17 protein-coding genes and 1 tRNA gene are annotated in these 17232 nt (G+C 69.5%); 10 read left to right on the top strand and 8 right to left on the bottom strand.

Features of this window, described 5'->3' with window-relative positions; all coding sequences use genetic code 11:
• Window positions 1-2: 2 nt before the first annotated feature.
• From AB0M51_RS29120 to AB0M51_RS29110, 3 genes are all read right to left on the bottom strand, one after another.
• Window positions 3-1292 carry a J domain-containing protein gene (locus AB0M51_RS29120; RefSeq protein WP_344189405.1) on the bottom strand — a complete coding sequence of 430 codons (1290 nt, stop codon included), beginning with the start codon at window positions 1290-1292 and terminating at the stop codon, window positions 3-5.
• A gap of 67 nt (window positions 1293-1359) precedes the next feature.
• Window positions 1360-1436: transfer RNA gene (locus AB0M51_RS29115), tRNA-Pro, on the bottom strand.
• A 24-nt stretch (window positions 1437-1460) separates the two neighbouring features.
• The gene (locus tag AB0M51_RS29110) at window positions 1461-2396 is read right to left on the bottom strand and encodes a metallophosphoesterase (protein WP_344189407.1); all 936 of its coding nucleotides are present in this window, start codon (window positions 2394-2396) and stop codon (window positions 1461-1463) included.
• Between the two features lie 26 nt (window positions 2397-2422).
• Here AB0M51_RS29110 and AB0M51_RS29105 point away from each other — a divergent pair, with 26 nt between their 5' ends.
• Window positions 2423-2890: a GatB/YqeY domain-containing protein gene (locus AB0M51_RS29105; protein ID WP_344189408.1), complete on the top strand. Its 468-nt coding sequence runs from the start codon at window positions 2423-2425 to the stop codon at window positions 2888-2890.
• A 39-nt stretch (window positions 2891-2929) separates the two neighbouring features.
• Here AB0M51_RS29105 and AB0M51_RS29100 read toward each other — a convergent pair whose 3' ends face one another.
• Window positions 2930-5341: a transglycosylase domain-containing protein gene (locus AB0M51_RS29100; protein ID WP_344189410.1), complete on the bottom strand. Its 2412-nt coding sequence runs from the start codon at window positions 5339-5341 to the stop codon at window positions 2930-2932.
• Window positions 5342-5473: 132 nt separating this feature from the next.
• Complete coding sequence (gene lon / locus AB0M51_RS29095; RefSeq protein ID WP_344189412.1) at window positions 5474-7825, bottom strand: endopeptidase La; 2352 nt, start codon at window positions 7823-7825, stop codon at window positions 5474-5476.
• Window positions 7826-8011: 186 nt separating this feature from the next.
• On the opposite strand from lon, the gene AB0M51_RS29090 reads away from it, so the two are divergent.
• Entirely contained in the window at window positions 8012-8353 is a 342-nt protein-coding gene (locus AB0M51_RS29090; protein ID WP_344189414.1) for a YciI family protein, read from the top strand.
• A gap of 8 nt (window positions 8354-8361) precedes the next feature.
• Here the strand turns inward: AB0M51_RS29090 and AB0M51_RS29085 are convergent, their stop codons facing one another.
• Both AB0M51_RS29085 and AB0M51_RS29080 read right to left on the bottom strand, forming a co-directional pair.
• Window positions 8362-9483 carry an ArsA family ATPase gene (locus tag AB0M51_RS29085; RefSeq protein WP_344189416.1) on the bottom strand — a complete coding sequence of 374 codons (1122 nt, stop codon included), beginning with the start codon at window positions 9481-9483 and terminating at the stop codon, window positions 8362-8364.
• Entirely contained in the window at window positions 9480-10430 is a 951-nt protein-coding gene (locus AB0M51_RS29080) for an ArsA-related P-loop ATPase (RefSeq protein ID WP_344189418.1), read from the bottom strand. The genes AB0M51_RS29085 and AB0M51_RS29080 overlap by 4 nt, the downstream gene beginning before the upstream one ends.
• A 50-nt stretch (window positions 10431-10480) precedes the next feature.
• Between AB0M51_RS29080 and AB0M51_RS29075 the strand changes: the two genes are divergently transcribed.
• From AB0M51_RS29075 to AB0M51_RS29060, 4 genes are read left to right on the top strand one after another with little or no spacing between them, the layout of a single operon-like run.
• The gene (locus AB0M51_RS29075) at window positions 10481-10642 is read left to right on the top strand and encodes a DUF4177 domain-containing protein (RefSeq protein WP_130386959.1); all 162 of its coding nucleotides are present in this window, start codon (window positions 10481-10483) and stop codon (window positions 10640-10642) included.
• Window positions 10639-11100, top strand: coding sequence for a RidA family protein (locus AB0M51_RS29070; protein ID WP_344189420.1), 462 nt, complete (start codon window positions 10639-10641; stop codon window positions 11098-11100). The genes AB0M51_RS29075 and AB0M51_RS29070 overlap by 4 nt, the downstream gene beginning before the upstream one ends.
• A gap of 43 nt (window positions 11101-11143) precedes the next feature.
• A complete protein-coding gene (locus AB0M51_RS29065) occupies window positions 11144-12019 on the top strand; it encodes an NUDIX hydrolase (protein ID WP_344189423.1) in 876 nt (291 codons plus the stop codon).
• Window positions 12016-12780, top strand: coding sequence for an MBL fold metallo-hydrolase (locus tag AB0M51_RS29060; protein WP_344189425.1), 765 nt, complete (start codon window positions 12016-12018; stop codon window positions 12778-12780). The genes AB0M51_RS29065 and AB0M51_RS29060 overlap by 4 nt, the downstream gene beginning before the upstream one ends.
• A 103-nt stretch (window positions 12781-12883) precedes the next feature.
• On the opposite strand, the gene AB0M51_RS29055 is transcribed toward AB0M51_RS29060, so the two are convergent.
• On the bottom strand, window positions 12884-13561 hold the full coding sequence (locus AB0M51_RS29055) for a Crp/Fnr family transcriptional regulator (protein ID WP_141857382.1): 678 nt from the start codon (window positions 13559-13561) through the stop codon (window positions 12884-12886).
• A 134-nt stretch (window positions 13562-13695) separates the two neighbouring features.
• Here AB0M51_RS29055 and nth point away from each other — a divergent pair, with 134 nt between their 5' ends.
• The 4 genes from nth (at window position 13696) to AB0M51_RS29035 (ending at window position 17198) form a co-directional block, all read left to right on the top strand.
• Window positions 13696-14460 carry an endonuclease III gene (gene nth / locus AB0M51_RS29050; protein WP_344189427.1) on the top strand — a complete coding sequence of 255 codons (765 nt, stop codon included), beginning with the start codon at window positions 13696-13698 and terminating at the stop codon, window positions 14458-14460.
• A complete protein-coding gene (locus tag AB0M51_RS29045; RefSeq protein ID WP_344189429.1) occupies window positions 14457-15152 on the top strand; it encodes a TlpA disulfide reductase family protein in 696 nt (231 codons plus the stop codon). Before nth ends, AB0M51_RS29045 begins: the two co-directional genes overlap by 4 nt.
• A 115-nt stretch (window positions 15153-15267) precedes the next feature.
• Window positions 15268-16029, top strand: a complete 762-nt coding sequence (locus AB0M51_RS29040) for a CoA pyrophosphatase (RefSeq protein WP_344189431.1) — start codon at window positions 15268-15270, stop codon at window positions 16027-16029.
• Window positions 16026-17198 (top strand): MarP family serine protease, encoded by a 1173-nt coding sequence (locus AB0M51_RS29035; protein WP_344189433.1) that lies wholly within the window; start codon window positions 16026-16028, stop codon window positions 17196-17198. The genes AB0M51_RS29040 and AB0M51_RS29035 overlap by 4 nt, the downstream gene beginning before the upstream one ends.
• The last annotated feature ends 34 nt before the right edge of the window (window positions 17199-17232 follow it).

The following is a 17232-nucleotide window of genomic DNA, read 5'->3' as shown; positions in this document are numbered from 1 at the left end:
GTTCAGGTTAGGCCGTACGGTGCGCGGTGCAGGATGTCGTACAGCACCTGGCGGTAGACCTTGCTGCCTTCCGGCTGCAGCCACGCGTGCAGCTCGCGTGCGGCGGACTGCGACGCCAGACAGGTGACCTTGGCATCAGCACGGTCCTGGGTCCGGACTGTGCCGCCCGTGTCCGGGTGAACGACCAGGAAGCCGCGGACGTCCACCTGGCGCAGCCGGCCGCGCCAGGACTCGACAGCAGCCTCGAGAGCGGGTGCCGGGCTCTGCAAGGGCTGCCCGTTGAGCTGGAGGCCACCGTAGGCGTCCAGCGAGTACGTCCCGCCGGGGCCGACGATCGAGACGATCAACGCGGCACGGTGGCCGTTGAGCAGCAGGTGGTCGACAACCATCGCCCCGAGCTGCGCACCGTTCACCAGCTTCGCCCCGGGCAGCGCGGTGAGCACCGGGTCCAGGAGGTTCGCCGTACGTCGCTGGAGCAAGGCGTCGTACGGCGAAATCGACGCGGCCAGCGTGTCGTCGACGAGCGGCTCGCCCGGCTTACCCCAGAGATTGAACTCGAACGCCGCCTGCCGATCGATAACGCGATCCAGCTCGTGGTACTTCGACCACCGGCCGGTCAGGAAGCGGGTGATCACGAGCCCGGCGACCAGTGCGGCGATCACAACTCGATCGAGGACGGTCACCCCGTCCTTCGCGAACAGCAGCATCAGCAGATACAGGACTGCGGTCAGGACGCCGAGCACCTTGAGCAGCAGGCGGAGCGGCAGTCGCCGGCTCCAGTGGGGCGGAGCCGCGAGGACGATCATCCCGACCACGCCGACGCCGAGGGCGACGTCCCAGGCATCGTGAACACCGGTGCTGACGAAGACGCCGACGGCCAAGGCGGTCCAGCCCACCAGCGCCACCAGGGCGGGGATCCGCCACTGGCCGAAGGTCGGGTAGATCAGCACCGGGCCGACGCCGTCCGGCCGCACCGGGTCCGGGCCGGACGGCTCGCTGGACCACGGTTGGTCGGTCGACCAGGTCCATTGCGGTTCAGGCTGCCGCGGTGGCTCGGGCGCCGGCGGGGGCGGCGGTGGGGTCGCGTGGCCGGCGAGAGAGCGGTCGTACGCGGCCCGCTTCGCCGGATCCGAGAGCGTGCTCCACGCCTCCTGCACGAGCCGGAACAGCGCCGCGTTGCCGCCCTGGTCCGGGTGCACCTTCAGGGCCATCTTCCGGTACGCCGACTTGATCTCCGCCGCACTGGCCGAGCGCTCGACGTTCAGCACCTCGTAGTGATCGGCCCCGCTCAACCCCGCACCTCCGAGACACGTCCGAACGCACTGAGGGTCAGTCACCGCAGTGACTGACCCTCAATGGTGGTCGGGCTGACAGGATTTGAACCTGCGACCTCTTCGTCCCGAACGAAGCGCGCTACCAAGCTGCGCCACAGCCCGAAGTCGCGAGTAGCTTACATGGGCTCAGCGTCCGGACGAAATCGGGTTTGTCCGGGGCACCAGAGTGAGCAGCGTCGCCTCCGGCCGGCAGGCGAATCTGACCGGCGCGTACGGCGACGTACCGAGGCCCGCCGAGACGTGCAGATCGGCCTGGCGGCCGTTGTATCCCCAGGTCGAGAGGCCCTTCACGCGGGACGTGTCGAGGTCGCAGTTCGTCACCAGCGCGCCGTAGACCGGGACCGCCAGCTGGCCGCCGTGGGTGTGGCCGGCGAGGACCAGCGGGTACCCGTCGCCGACGAAGCCGTTCAGCACCCGCTGGTACGGCGCGTGCGTGACGCCGATCGACAGGTCCGCCGCCGGGTCGACCTCACCGGCGACCTCGTCGTACCGGTCGCGCCTGATGTGCGGGTCGTCGGTGCCGGCGAAGTCCAGGCGCAGGCCGTTCACCTTGAGCGTGGCCTTCGCGTTGTTCAGGTCGGTCCAGCCGGCGCCGGTGAACGCGCGGCGCATCTCCTCGAACGGGAGGTCCGGGCCGTGCGGCTTGTGGCGCTGCTTGTTCGCGGGCAGCAGGTACTTGCCCGGGTTCTTGAAGTGTGGCTTCCAGTAGTCGTTGGAGCCGAACACGAACACGCCGGGCAGGTCGAGCAGGTCGCCGTACGCCCGGAGCAGCGGACGGACCGACTCCTCGTTGGAGATGTTGTCGCCGGTGTTGACGACCAGGTCCGGCTCCAGCGCGGCGAGATCGTTCACCCAGCGGATCTTCCGCTCCTGCGTCGGCATCAGGTGCAGGTCGGACAGGTGCAGCACCTTCAGCGGCGCCGTACCCTCCGGCAGCACCGGCACGGTGAAACGCCGCAGCGTGTACCACCGCACCTCGATCCCGGCGGCGTACGCGACACAGGCGGCTCCGAGCGCTGTGACCGCCGCGGTGGTCTTCAGGGCGGTCCTCGCGAAACTCATTCCTCCAGCCTGCCACAATCTCTGGTATGTCCAACTCCGGAATGAAGCAGCGCCTGCACGACGACATGACCGCCGCCCTGAAGGCGCGCGACGAGATCCGCAAGTCCACGCTGCGGATGGCGCTCACCGCGATCACCAAGGCGGAGGTGTCCGGCAAGGAGGCCCGCGAGCTCAGCGACGCCGAGATCGTCGACGTGCTCAGCTCCGAGGCGAAGAAGCGCCGCGAGTCCGTCACCGCCTACCGTGACGCCGGCCGCGCCGAACTCGCCGACAAGGAACAGGCCGAGGCGGACATCCTCGCCGAGTACCTCCCCGAGCAACTCACCGAGGACGAGATCAAGGCCCTGGTCACCGAAACCATCGCCGCCACCGGCGCCGCCGAACTCGGCCCCCGCGGCATCGGCAAGGTCATGGGCGCCCTCCAACCCAAGACCAAGGGCAAGGCCGACGGCGCCGTCGTCTCCGCCGAGGTGAAACGCCAGCTCGGAGCATGAGAAAGGGCCTCGTCCGTCGCCGGACGAGGCCCTTCTGCTTTAACCGTGACCGCGGCCGCCACCACCGCCGCCCCCACCGCAGTTGGGGTACTTCGGGTTCCACGGTGGGCAGTTCGGGTTGATGGTGGTGGTGGTCTTCGGGGGTTTCGGGGTGTTGGTCGAGCTCGGCTGGTTCTTCTTGCTGCCGTTGGAGATGTAGATCGTGACCAGGGAGCCGGCCGGGGCGCCGTCGCGTTGGCGCGGGTCGGTGTAGGCGACGGTGCCGGCGGTCTCCTCGGAGTTCACCGTGCCGGAGGCGATCGTGACCTGGAAGCCCATCTGCTTGAGCTTGTTCGAGGCGTCCTGCGGGCTCATGCCGTTCACGAACGGCAGGTCCGTGACGTCACCCCGCTGAGTCTTGTCCGACGGCGCCACGAAGTGCGTGGTCGGGTACCCCTGCAGCGCGGCCTTCATCGCGGCTTCCCAGATCGGTCCGGCAGTGCCGGATCCGGATGCGTCGTTGATCTGCTTGCCGTTGAGTGTCTGGCCCTCCAATTCCGAGTACGGCAGCGAGGCGTCGGCCACTGTCGCGGCCGCGGCGAGCTTCGTCGAGTAACCGGCGTACCAAACGGCCTTTGCCTGGTTGATGGTTCCGGTCTTGCCGGCCAGGTCGCTGTTGCCGAACTTCAGCTTGCCGCCTGTGCCGTCCGGCTCCATGACCTGGTGGAGGACGGCGTTGACGCCGTCGGCAACCCCCTGTGCCAGCACCTGCTTGCAGTTCGCGCCCGGGAGGTTGACCGCCTTGCCTGCCGAGTCCTTGACCGAGGTGACCACCCACGGGGAGCAGTACATACCGCGGGCGGCGAAGGCAGCGTAGGCGTTCGCGAGCTGCAGCGGTGTGACGTAGTCGACGCCCAGGGTCATCGATGCAACCTGCTGCAGCGGTTGGAGGTTCTGCGCGTTGTACATCCCCAGGTCGCCGGCCAGTTTCGCGATGGGGCACAGGCCGACCCGGAGCGACAGTTGCAGGAAGTAGGTGTTGGTCGACTTCTGCGCGGCCTGGATCATCGTCGGATCCGGAACGTTGTGCGTGGAGTTCTTCGGCGAGTAGCCCTCCGGGATCTTCCGCGGGCCGTCACACGTCGTGTACTTCATCCCGCCCATGTCCAGCGGGCTGGGAGAGTTGATCTTGTAGTTCAGCGGGATACCCGCCTGAATGGCGGCGGCGATCGTGAACGCCTTCATCGTCGAGCCGTTCTGGAAGCCGCCGTACCCGCCCTGGTAGGTCTTCGGGGCGTTGTAGTTGTACGCCGTCTGCCCGCGCTTGCTGCCGTACTGCCGGCTCTGCGCCATCGCCTTCACCAGGCCGGTGCCGGGCTCGACGATCGTGATCGCGGCGATCGCGTCGTCGGTCGGCTTCGAGTGGGTGTCGATGGAGCGCTGCGCGTCCGCCTGGATCTTCGGGTCCAGCGAGGTCTTGATCGTGAGGCCGGCGGTCTTGATGTAGTTGGACCGGTCGGTCTTGGTCTTGCCGAAGGTCGGGTTGTTCTCGAGTTCACCGACGACGTACTCGCAGTAGAACGGGTACGGGCCGTTGGCGCAGCCGAGTTTGTTGGGGCGGACCTTGTTCGGGTCGATGACCGGGGTCTTGAGGGCCGAGTTGGCCTGGGCGACCGAGATCACGTTCAGCTGCAGCATCCGGCGGATGACCACGTCGCGGCGCTCCTTGGCGCGCTTCGCGTTGTTGGTCGGGTCGTAGCCCGTCGGGTTCTTCACCAGGCCGGCGAGCATCGCGGCCTGCGGGAGCGTGAGGTTCTTCGCGTCCACCGAGAAGTAGTGCTGGGCGGCGGCCTGGATGCCCCAGGCGCCGTCGCCGAAGTTCGCCAGGTTCAGGTACTTCTCGAGGATCTCGTTCTTCGAGTACTGCTTCTCGACCGCGATCGCGTACCGCAGCTCGGCGACCTTGCGCTGGTACGTGTCGGCGGTCGCGGCGGCGACCTCCTCGGGGGTCTTCGCCTTCTCGACCAGGCTGACCTTCACGTACTGCTGGGTGATGCTCGAACCGCCCTGCTGGATGCCGCCCGAGGACTGGTTCTGCAGCAGCGCGCGCAGGGTGCCCTTGAGGTCCAGCGCGCCGTGCTCGTAGAACCGGTCGTCCTCGATCGCGACGATCGCCTTCTGCATGATCGGCGCGACGTCCTTGAGCTTCACCGGCACCCGGTTCTGCTCGGCCAGCGTCGCGATCACCGTGCCGTCCGCGGCCAGGATCGTGCTCTTCTGTTTCAGCGGTACTTCGTCGAACTGCTGCGGCAGGTCCTGCAGCGTCGCGGAGGTCTTCTCCGTGGTGAATCCGGCAAGGCCGGCGAACGGGACGGCGAGACCGGCAGCCAACGCCCCCGACAGCACGCTCACCCCGAGGAACAGAACCACAGATTGGACGACTCCCCGGTCGCCCTTTTCCCTGACGCGCATGGTTATAGAGACTACGGGATCGCCCGTTTGGGTTACGGCCACGCGTATGAGTTCAGTCACAGCCGCTGGACAAAGTTCATCCAAAAGGAGGAAAGGGCCCGGCGACACGCCCGGGCCCTTCTCCGTACTGCGTTATGCGGCGTACTGGTGTGCCTGCACCTCGGCCGGCTCCAGCGCCAGGTCCAGCACCTCGCGGACGTCGCTCACCGGGTGAACGGTCAGCTCCGCGAGCACGGACGCCGGTACGTCCTCCAGGTCCGGCTCGTTCCGCTTCGGGATCAGGATCGTGGTGAGCCCGGCCCGGTGCGCGGCGAGCAGCTTCTGCTTCACGCCACCGATCGGGAGCACCCGTCCGGTCAAGGACACCTCACCGGTCATCGCGACCTCCGAACGGACCGGCCGTCCGGACAGCAGCGACGCCAGCGCCGTTGTCATCGTCACACCCGCCGACGGTCCGTCCTTCGGGACGGCACCGGCCGGTACGTGGATGTGGGCGTTCCGCTCGGCGAGGTCGCCGACCGGGAGTCCCAGCTCCGCGCCGTGCGAGCGCAGGTACGACAGGGCGATCTGCGCCGACTCCTTCATCACGTCACCCAACTGCCCGGTCAGCGTGACTCCGGTCGGGCCGGTCTCCTTGTCGGCCAGCGACGCCTCCACGAAGAGCACGTCACCACCCGCACCTGTCACCGCGAGCCCGGTCGCCACACCCGGCAGCGCCGTACGCTCCGCCGACTCCGGCGTGAACTTCGGCGAACCCAGGTACTCCTTCAGGTTGTCCGCGCCCACCGTCAGCGCACCGAGGTCTTCGCCCAGGGCCAACCGAGCCGTCACCTTCCGCAGTACGCGCGAGATCGAGCGCTCCAGCTGCCGTACGCCGGCCTCCCGGGTGTACTCACCCGCGAGCACCCGGAGTGCCGAGTCCTCGACGGACACCTCGTCCGCCGTCAGGCCCGCCCGCTCCAGCTGACGCGGGAGCAGGTGGTCACGGGCGATGGTGACCTTCTCGTCCTCGGTGTATCCGTCCAGCTGCACCAGCTCCATCCGGTCCAGCAACGGCGCCGGGATGGAGTCCAGCACGTTCGCCGTGGCCAGGAACACCACGTCGGACAGGTCCAGCTCGACCTCCAGGTAGTGGTCCCGGAAGGTGTGGTTCTGCGCCGGGTCCAGGACCTCCAGCAGAGCCGCGGTCGGGTCGCCCCGGTAGTCCGCGCCCACCTTGTCGATCTCGTCCAGCAGTACGACGGGGTTCATCGAACCGGCCTCGGTGATGGCCCGGACGACCCGGCCCGGCAGCGCACCGACGTACGTCCGCCGGTGACCGCGGATCTCGGCCTCGTCCCGCACACCACCCAGAGCGACCCGGACGAACTTCCGTCCCATCGCCCGTGCCACGGACTCACCCAGCGAGGTCTTACCCACACCAGGAGGCCCGACCAGGGCCAGTACGGCGCCACTGCGGCGGCCGCCGACGACACCGAGACCACGGTCCGCGCGACGACGCCGTACGGCCAGGTACTCCGTGATGCGCTGCTTCACGTCGTCCAGTCCGGCGTGGTCCGCGTCCAGCACGGCCCGCGCCTCGCGGATGTCGTAGCTGTCCTCGGTCCGCTCGTTCCACGGCAGCTCGAGGACGGTGTCCAGCCAGGTCCGGATCCAACCGACCTCGGGGGACTGGTCGGACGTCCGCTCGAGCTTGTCGACCTCCGTGAGCGCGGCCTTGCGGACGTGCTCCGGCAGATCGGCCGCCTCGACGCGGGCCCGGTAGTCCTCCTCCTCGGACTCGGCCTTGCCGTCCAGCTCGGCCAGTTCCTTACGGATCGCGGCCATCTGCTGGCGCAGCAGGAACTCCCGCTGCTGCTTCTCCATACCCTCCTGGACGTCCTTCTGGATCGTCTCGGAGACCTCGAGCTCGGCGAGGTGGTCCTTCACCCAGCCGATCAGCTTCTCCAGCCGCTCGGAGACGTTCGCGTTCTCCACCAGCCAGGACTTCTGCTCGTTGCTCAGGTACGACGCGTAGCCGGCCAGGTCGGACAGCTCCGACGGGTCGTCCACCTGCTTGATCGAGTCGATGACCTGGTACGCGCCGCGACGCTGCAGCACGGAGGTCGTCAGGGTCTTGTACTCCCGGGCCAGCTCCGCCGAGCGGTCGTCGGTGATCTCGTGCATCACCGTCGCGCCCACCCAGAGCGCAGCACCCGGTCCGGTCGTCCCGGCGCCGATCCGGACCCGCTGGGCACCCCGGATCACGGCCGCCTGGGCACCGCCCGGCAGCCGGCCGATCTGCTCGATCTCACCGAGCGTCCCGGCCTTCGCATATTTCCCGTCCAGTCGCGGCACCAGGAGTACCTGGTCCTGACCCGCGGCCTGCGCGGCGTCGATCGCCGCCCGGGCCTCGCTGTCGGCGAGTCGGACCGGCACGACCATCCCGGGCAGGACCACGACGTCGTCCAGCGGCAGTACCGGAAGATTCAACGTATCGGTCACGCTGTCACACCCTTTTCCAAGATTGAGTCTGACTGGCTCAACCATGGGTGTAAGCAAGTAATTCCCGGCCCGGTTTCACCGTGGGCGAACGTTGTCGGATCCGGGCTGTCGGATCCGCCGGGTTCTGTTCGTGGAGATATCGACGCGGGCAACGAGTCCGCTACCGAGACCACTTACGGAGCAGCCATGAGCCAATACATCATCTACTTCAACCAGCAGTGGGTGGGCGGTCACAGCGAGGAGTGGTTCAAAGGGCGCGGTCCGCTCGCCAAGGCGGTGGTGCAAGAGATGAAGGACGCCGGCGTCTATGTGTTCGCCGGTGGACTGGAAGAGGACATCGACAAGGCCTTCAGTGCCGACGCGACGAGCGGCAGGCTCGAGCTCACCGACGGCCCGTTCGCCGAGACCAAGGAGTTCCTGGGCGGCCTCACCGTCGTCGACGTCGCCGATGACGACGCGGCCAAGCTGTGGGCCGGCAAAGTCGCCGAGGCGTGCGGCTGGCCCCAGGAGGTCCGCCAGATCGGCTGACGTCCGCGCTACCGGGTGAGCAGCTCCCCGATCGTCCGCAGTCCCGCGAGGTCGTGCACGTCGTCGGCCAGGGCGGGCACCTCGACGGTGCGGATCGCCCGGTGGCCGCGGCGGAAGCGGTCGGCCCGCTTGTGGTCGCCGACGACCTGCTGCATCTTGTCGGCGTGCAGACGCAGTACGGCAGCCGTCAGCGGCGACTTGTCCGCTTCCTCGAGCTTCTCGGCCGCCGCGAGTGACCGCTCGGCCGACAGCTCCGGCGCCTGCGTGGTCGTGACCCGGTTCAGCACGACGCCGGCCAGCGGCATTCCCTCGGCCCGCAGGCGCTCCGCGAAGTACGACGCCTCCCGCAGCGCGTCGTTCTGCGGAGCGGCCACCACGAGGAACGCGGTGTGCGGCTCGCGCAGCAACGCCACCGTCTGCTCGGCCCGCTGCCGGAACCCACCGAAGAGCGTGTCGAAAGCAGCAACGAACGTCTGTACGTCGGTCAGCACCTGGGCGCCGAGCACCTTGTTCAGCACCGACATCGCCATGTTCACGCCGGCCGACATCAGCTTGAACGGACCTCTCGCGGGCGCCAGGAGCAGCCGGAGGAAGCGGCCCTCCAGCAGCGAGGCCAGCCGCTCGGGGGCGTCCAGGAAGTCCAGTGCGGACCGCGACGGCGGAGTGTCGACGATGATCAGGTCCCAGTCGCCGGTCCGCTCGGCCTGGTGGTGCAGCTGCCCGAGCTTCTCCATCGCCATGTATTCCTGCGTCCCCGCGAACGACGACGACAGTGCCTGGTAGAACGGGTTCGCGAGGATCTGCTCGGCCTTCTCCGGCGTCGCGTGCTGCAGCACGACGTCGTCGAACGTCCGCTTCATGTCGAGCATCATCGCGTCCAGCCGGCCGCCGTTCTTCGGGTTCGCCCCGGCCACCGCGCGCGGGACGTTGTCCAGCTCGGTCAGCCCGAGCGACTGCGCCAGCCGCCGGGCCGGGTCGATCGTCAGTACGACGACCTTCCGCCCGCGCTCGGCCGCCCGCAGCCCGAGGGCGGCCGCCGTCGTGGTCTTGCCGACGCCGCCCGCACCGCAGGTGACGACGATCCGCGTCGTGGGGTCGTCGATCAACGCATCGAGATCAAGCTCGCTCATCCGCGCAACTCCTCGGCGAGGTCGAGCAGGGCCCCTTGGTCGATTCCCTCGGGCTGGAGCCTCAGCTCGGTCACCTTCTTGCCCAGGGCATCGATCCGGTCGCGGTTCTCGCGTTCCAGCCCGACCCGGACGGCGTGGTCGTGGGCTTCGGCCCCGAGCGTCCCGACCAGGCCGTCGCCGATCGTCAGCCCGGCCGCCTTCAGCCCGCGGGTGAGCTCGGCGGCGGGCAGTTTCTCCTTCACCGCAAGGGCCAGTGCGTCGTCGTCGAGCGGGCTCTTCCGGACCATGTTCACCACGATCGACCCGATCCGCAGGTCCAGCTTCTCCAGTTGCTCGGCCGCGTCCAGCGTCTCCTGGACCGGCATCTCCTCGAGCAGCGTGACCAGGTGGATCCGGGTGATGTCGGAGCGCATCATGCCCATGATCGCGTCCGCCTGGTTCCGGATCGGGCCGACCTTGGCGAGGCCGGCGACCTCGGTGTTCACGTTCAGGAACGGCGCGATCCGCCCGGTCGGCGGCGCGTCCAGGACGACGGCGTCGTACGCGAGCTTCCCGTGCACCTTCCGGCGGGTCGCCTCGTACACCTTGCCGGTCAGCAGTACGTCGCGCAGGCCCGGGGCGATCGTGGTGACGAAGTCGATCGCGCCGACCTTCTCGAGCGCCTTCCCGGCGCGGCCGAGGTGGTAGTACATGTCGAGGTACTCGAGCAGCGCGGCCTCGGCGTCCACGGCCAGCGCGAACACCTCCCCGCCGCCGGGGCCCTGCGCGATGCGGCGTTCGACGTACGGCAACGGAGGGACGTCGAAGAGCTGGGCGAGGCCCTGCCGGCCCTCCACCTCGCAGAGCAGCACCCGCTTGCCCTCCTCGGCCAGGGCCAGGGCCATAGCGGCCGCAACGGTCGTCTTCCCGGTGCCCCCCTTACCGGTGACCACGTGCAGTCGCGCCATAGGTCCCAGGGTAGGGCGTGGCCCAGGACACAGCGTTAGAGTCCCGTCCTATGAAGAAGTTCGAGTACTTCACCGCGCCGCTGCTGGTCCACTCGACCAAGGAGATCCTGGACAACTTCGGCCAGGACGGCTGGGAGCTGGTCCAGGTCGTCCCGGGCATGAACCCGGAGAACCTGGTCGCCTACTTCAAGCGGGAGATCGAGGACAAGTGAGCCACCCGGAAGAGAAGCTGGCCGAGCTCGGCCTGAAGCTGCCCGAGGTGGCCAAGCCGGTCGCCGCGTACGTCCCGGCCGTCCGGACCGGAAACCTCGTCTACACGTCGGGCCAGCTGCCGCTCCGCGAGGGCACCCTGATCGCCACCGGCAAGGTCGGCGACGCCGTCACGCCCGAGGTGGCCAGCGAGTGCGCCCAGCAGTGCGCGCTGAACGCGCTCGCCGCGGTCAAGGCGGAGATCGGTGACCTGGCGAACGTGAAGCGGATCGTCAAGGCGGTCGCGTTCATCGCCTCCACGCCCGACTTCACCGGCCAGCCGCAGGTCGCCAACGGCGCCTCCGAGCTGTTCGGCCAGGTCTTCGCCGAAGCCGGCGCCCACGCCCGCAGCGCCGTCGGCGTCCCGGTCCTCCCCCTCGACGCCCCCGTCGAGGTCGAACTGATCGTCGAGGTCAACTGATCCGCCGGTGTCGGCGGGCCGTCCCGCGGGGATCCGGCCGGTGATGCGCGACCTGCGGTCGCAGCTGATGACCGGCCGGATGGCCGAGGTCGCCCTCGAGTACGCCCGCGGCACCCGGACGCCGTCCGCACCCCGGCCGGCGTCCACCGTCGTCCTGCTCCGCGACGTGTCCGCGGGGCCCGGGGACGCGGCGTCGGCGGCGGGGCTCGAGCGCTCGGCGAGTGGGGTGGAGGTGTACTTGTTGCGGCGGCAGCGGACGATGGCGTTCGCGGCGGGGATGACCGTGTTCCCGGGCGGGCGCGTCGACCCGACCGACTCGACGGTGGCGGACTCGTGGTCCGGGCCCGCGCCGGAGTGGTTCGGGGAGCGGCTGGGGTGTTCCGCGGAGACGGCGGCGGCGTACGTCGCGGCGGCGGTGCGGGAGACCTTCGAGGAGTCCGGCGTACTGCTGGCCGGCCCGTCGCCGGACGCCGTGGTGGGGGACACGACCGGCGACGACTGGGAACGTGACCGGGTCGCGCTGGAGTCCCGCGAGCTCGGGTTCTCGGAGTTCCTGCACCGGCGGGGGCTGCTGCTCCGCGCGGACCTGCTCGCGCCGTGGACGCACTGGATCACCCCGGAGTTCGAGCCGAAGCGCTACGACACCGCGTTCTTCGTCGCGGCCCTTCCCGCCGGGCAGGTCACCCGGGACGTGACCAGCGAATCCGACCAGGTCACCTGGATCCGCCCGGCGGACGCGGTGACGGCGGTCGACGCGGGCGAGATGCTGATGCTGCCTCCGACGTACATCTGCTGCCACGACCTCACGCGGTACGGCGACGTACCGGCGATCCTGGCCGCGGCCGGCGACCGCGAGATCCGCGCGATCATGCCCACGGTGCGCGTCGACGGCGACCAGGCCTATCTGGAGACGACATGAGAGTCACCGACTTCGCGACCCTGATCCGCGCCGCCAACCCCGGCCCGATGACGCTGGACGGCACCAACACCTGGATCCTGCGTGCCCCCGGCGCCGAGCAGTCCGTGGTCGTCGACCCGGGCCCCATGCTCGAGGACCACCTCCGCGCGGTCCTCGACGAGGCCGGCCCGGTCGCCGTCGTACTGCTCACCCACAAGCACCACGACCACTCCGAGGGCGCCGCGTGGTTCGCGAACCAGGCGGGCTGCGGCGTCCGCGCGGTGGACCCGGAGTTCCGGATCCCGACCGACCACGCGCACGGTCTCGCCGAGGGCGACGTGATCACCGCCGGCGACCTTCGTGTCGAGGTCCTCCCGACCCCCGGTCACACCCTCGACTCGGTCTGCTTCTGGCTCCCGCAGGACGGCTCGCTGCTCACCGGCGACACGGTCCTCGGCCGCGGTACGTCGGTCGTCGCGTACCCGGACGGCGCCCTCGGCCCGTACCTGGACTCCCTCGACCGCCTCCAGGCCTTCGCGAACTCCGCAGCCGACGTACTGCGTCTGCTCCCCGGCCACGGTCCCGTCGTCGACGCCCCCGCCGACGTCCTCACGTACTACGTCAACCACCGCCAGGACCGCCTCAACCAGGTCCGAGCCGCCGTAGCCGAGGGCCACACCACCCCGGCCGCGGTCGTCGAACACGTCTACGCCGACGTCGACAAGTCCCTCTGGCCCGCCGCCGAACTCTCGGTCCGCGCCCAGCTCGACTACCTCCAATAGGCGGTTGCTCCCTCAGCTGGAGGGTTGCCTCCTCAGGTTTTCAGGGGGGCAACCCTCCAACTCAGGGGATGCCCGTCGAGTTGGAGGGTTCGCCGGCCGGGCGTCAGCGGGCTCGGCGTTGGAGGCGGTCTACGTCCAGGAGTACGACGGAGCGGGGTTCCAGGCGGACCCAGCCGCGGGAGGCGAAGTCGGCCAGGGCCTTGTTGACGGTTTCGCGGGAGGCGCCGACCAGTTGGGCGAGCTCCTCCTGGGTGAGGTCGTGGTGGACGTGTACGCCGTCGTCGGCGGTCCGGCCGAAGCGGCTGGCGAGGTCCAGCAGCGCCTTCGCGACCCGGCCCGGTACGTCGGAGAAGACCAGGTCGGCGACCACGTCGGAGACCTTGCGGAGCCGGCCGGCCAGCTGCAGCAGCAGGCCGCGGGCGACCGCCGGGCGGCCGTCCAGCCAGCGGAGCAGCTCGTCGTGGGTCAGCGACATCAGCGAGGCGTCGGTGACCGCGGTCACGGTCGCGGACCGCGGGCCCGGGTCGAACAGCGACAGCTCACCGAACATCTGGCCCGGCCCGAGGACGGCGATCAGGTTCTCCCGGCCGTCGGCGGAGGTGCGGCCGAGCTTGACCTTGCCCTCGACGACGACGAAGAGCCGATCACCGGAGTCACCCTCGTGGAACAGCACCTGACCGCGGCGCAGCCGACTCTCGGTCATCGAAGCAGCCAGTGCGTCGGCGGCTTCGTCGTCGAGCTGACTGAACAGCGGTGCCTGTCGGAGCACTGCGGCATCCACTTTTGGCCTCCTAGGACCTTCGACCACGACTCCGGACGTGGGATCCGCCACGTCCGTCGACCGATATGTGTACACCCGGTCGCCACAAAACCGTAGCCCCTCCGGTGTCGGCACCGCCACGTAGGCTTGCCTCCATGCCATCCCCGCGTGTCGCGGAACCGCTCTCAGCGGTCCCGCTGAAGCTCCCCCGCAAGGCTCCCGTGTACGTCGGCGAGACCCACACCCAGCTGGTCCGACGGGCCCGGAAGATGCACAAGGTGCTGACCGAGACGTACCCCGACGCGCACTGTGAGCTGGACTTCACCACCCCGCTCGAGTTGCTGGTGGCCACCATCCTGTCGGCGCAGACCACCGACGTCATGGTGAACAAGGTGACCCCGACGCTGTTCGCGAAGTACCCGACCGCCCAGGCGTACGCCGAGGCCGACCGGGACGAGATGGAGACCATCCTCAAACCCACCGGGTTCTTCCGGGCGAAGACCAACAGCGTGATCAAGCTCGGCCAGGCGCTCGTCGACGACTACGACGGCGTCGTACCGGGCAAGCTGGAGGAGCTCGTGAAGCTGCCCGGCACCGGGCGGAAGACCGCGAACGTCGTCCTCGGGAACGCGTTCGGTGTGCCGGGGATCACGGTCGACACGCACTTCGGCCGGCTGGTCCGCCGGTTCGGGTGGACCACCGAGGAGGACCCGGTCAAGGTCGAGCACATCATCGGCGACCTGTTCCCGAAGAAGGACTGGACGATGCTGTCGCACCGCCTGATCTTCCACGGCCGCCGCCGCTGCCACGCGAAGAAGCCGGCCTGCGGCGCCTGCCCGATCGCCCAGTGGTGCCCGTCCTACGGCGCCGGCCCCACCGACCCTGAGGCCGCGTCGAAGCTGGTGAAGACCCCGGCATGAGTCCACGCAACGGCCCGCAGTCCCATACCCGGCGACCGCTCCGCGGAGCAGGTGTGGGTACGCCGCAACGCGGCGCGCGAACGCTCCGCGCGTGGCTGGGTGGTGCGGGCCGCGGGCTCCGGTTGGGCGCCGCGTGGTGGGTGCCGGTCGTGATGGTCGGGGTCCTGGCGGGGTGTGGGTCTCAGCAGGCCGACGGGGCGGCCAAGCCGCCTGTGAAGGTGGCCGGGGCGGATCAGTTGGCAGCTTGTCCGGCGACTCCTTCGAAGCCCGCCGTCGGCGACGGGCTGCCGGATGTCAGCCTGCCGTGTCTGGGGGACGGGCCGGACATCCGGCTGGCGGACCTCCGCGGCCCGCTCGTGCTCAACGTCTGGGCCCAGTGGTGCGGCCCCTGCCGCGAGGAAGCGCCGTACCTCGCGAAGCTGGCGAAGTCCGGCAAGGTCAGCATGCTCGGAATCGACTACGACGACCCGCGCCCGGAGCTGGCGGTCAAGTTCGCCGTCGCGGAAGGCCTCGCCTACCCGCACCTCAAGGACCAGGACAAGTCGATCCAGCGCGCCCTGAAGGTCGGCGGGCCGCCGCTGACCGTTTTCGTCGCCAAGGACGGCTCGATCGCCTACGTGCACCGCGGCGTACTGACGTCCCAGCAGCAGCTCGACCAGCTGGTCCAGGACAAGCTCGGGGTGACGCCATGACGGTATTGAGGTCGCGACTCCGTCGCGACGGGTCATGGGGCTGTTGCTCCTGGTCTTCCCTCGTCGCTCCGGTCGCTTCGCTCCCTGCGCTCCTCAGTCCAGACCGGGAGGCCCCATGACCGGGATCCCGGACTGGTTGCAGCCGCTGGCGAAGGCGTCCGAGAACGTCGACCCGAACCTGCTCTCCCGTTTCCTCCCGCCCGACGACCCGTCGGTGCGGAAGTCCGCCGTCCTGATCTTGCTTGCCGACGGCAACGAGGAGGGTCCCGAGGTGCTGCTCACCGAGCGCGCCTGGACGCTGCGCAAGCACGCCGGCCAGATGGCGTTCCCGGGCGGCGGCGCGGACCCGGAGGACGGCACCGGCGACGCGGGTCTCGTCCGTACGGCGCTCCGTGAGGCCGAGGAGGAGACCGGCCTGGACCCGGCCGGCGTGGTTCCGTTCGAGATCTGGCCGGCGCTCTGGGTGCCGGTGAGCAACTTCGGCGTGTCGCCGGTGCTGGCCTGGTGGCGTACGCCGTCACCGGTCGCGGTCGTCGACCCGGCCGAGGTGGCGTCCGTGCACCAGGTGCCGTTGAGCGTGCTCGCCGACCCGGCGAACCGGATCAGCTGCCTGCACCCGAGCGGATTCACCGGCCCGGCGTTCACCGTCGGCGACCTCTACATCTGGGGGTTCACGGCGGGGCTGCTGGACAAATTGCTGCTGCTCGGCGGCTGGTACCGAGACTGGGACCCCTCGAACGTCGTACCGTTGCCCGACCGGCTGGTCGAGACGGCGTGGCGCAGCGAAGGGCGCCGGTCGGAGGACGTCCGCCGGATGACGGCGATCGAGCACGACCTCGGCCACGGGCAGAGGCCTGATCCGAAAGGTGTGGAGTGAGCCACCTCGACTGGGCGTTGCTGATCGTTACCGCGCTGGTGGCGATCTCGGGGTATGTCGAGGGCTTCGTGCTGGGCGCCTGCGCCACCGTCGGCCTGCTGGTCGGTGCCGGGGTCGGGGTCTGGGGCGTGCCGAAGATCCTCGACAACTTCTCACCGAGCGTGACGGTCTCGTTCGTCGCGCTCGTCCTCGTCGTACTGCTCGGCGCGGCCGGCCGGACCGTCGGGGCGATGATCGGCACCCGGGTCCGGAACCGGCTGTCCTGGAAGCCGATCCGGTTCCTGGACGCGCTCGGCGGCGCCGCGCTGGCGGCCGCCTCGGTGCTGATCGTCGCCTGGGTGCTCGGCGTCGCGGTCAGCGGAGCGCGGATCCCGAGCGTGACGTCGGCGGTCCGCGGGTCGCACGTGCTCGCCAAGGTCGACGAGGTACTGCCGGCCAGTGCGGACCGGGCGCTGGCGTCGTTCAACGACGTGGTGAACACAGACCTGTTCCCGCGGTTCCTGGACCCGTTCGTGCCGGAGCGGATCCGCGAGACGCAGCCGCCGGACGCGGCGATCTCCCGACAGCAGCCGGTCAAGGACGCGTACACCCGGATCGCGAAGGTCACCGGAGTCGCGAACTGCTCCCGCGGTCTCGAGGGCAGCGGTTTCGTCTACGCCCCGCAGCGGGTGATGACGAACGCGCACGTGGTCGCCGGCGTCAGCTCCCCACAGGTCGAGGTGAACGGCAAGAAGTACGACGCGAAGGTGGTCGTCTTCGACCCGGAGACCGACATCGCCGTGCTGTACGTGAAGAACCTGAACGCGACCCCGCTGTCCTTCGACCTGACCGGCAAGGCGGACGCGTCGGCGGTCGTCCTCGGCTACCCGGAGAACGGCCCGTTCGACGCCGAGCCGGCCCGGATCCGCTCCGAGGAGCGACTCCGCGGTCCCGACATCTACGGCGACAAGACGGTCACCCGGGACGCGTTCTCGATCTGGGCCTCGGTCCGCCCCGGCAACTCCGGCGGCCCGCTGCTCTCCAACAAGGGCACCGTGTACGGGGTGGTCTTCGCCGCCTCCGTCGAGGACAACCGCACCGGCTACGTCCTCACCGCCCAACAGGTCGCGGCCGACGCCCGCACCGGTGCCACCGCCACCCAGGACGTCTCCACACAATCCTGCACCTGAGTGGATGCAGCAGCCCGCCGCGGTCGCCGCGTTG

This window comes from Kribbella sp. NPDC051137 (assembly GCF_040682535.1).
Taxonomy (GTDB): Bacteria; Actinomycetota; Actinomycetes; order Propionibacteriales; family Kribbellaceae; genus Kribbella; species Kribbella karoonensis.
Note: the sequence above shows the minus strand (reverse complement) of the source record. Positions and strands in the feature narration are given on the sequence as shown.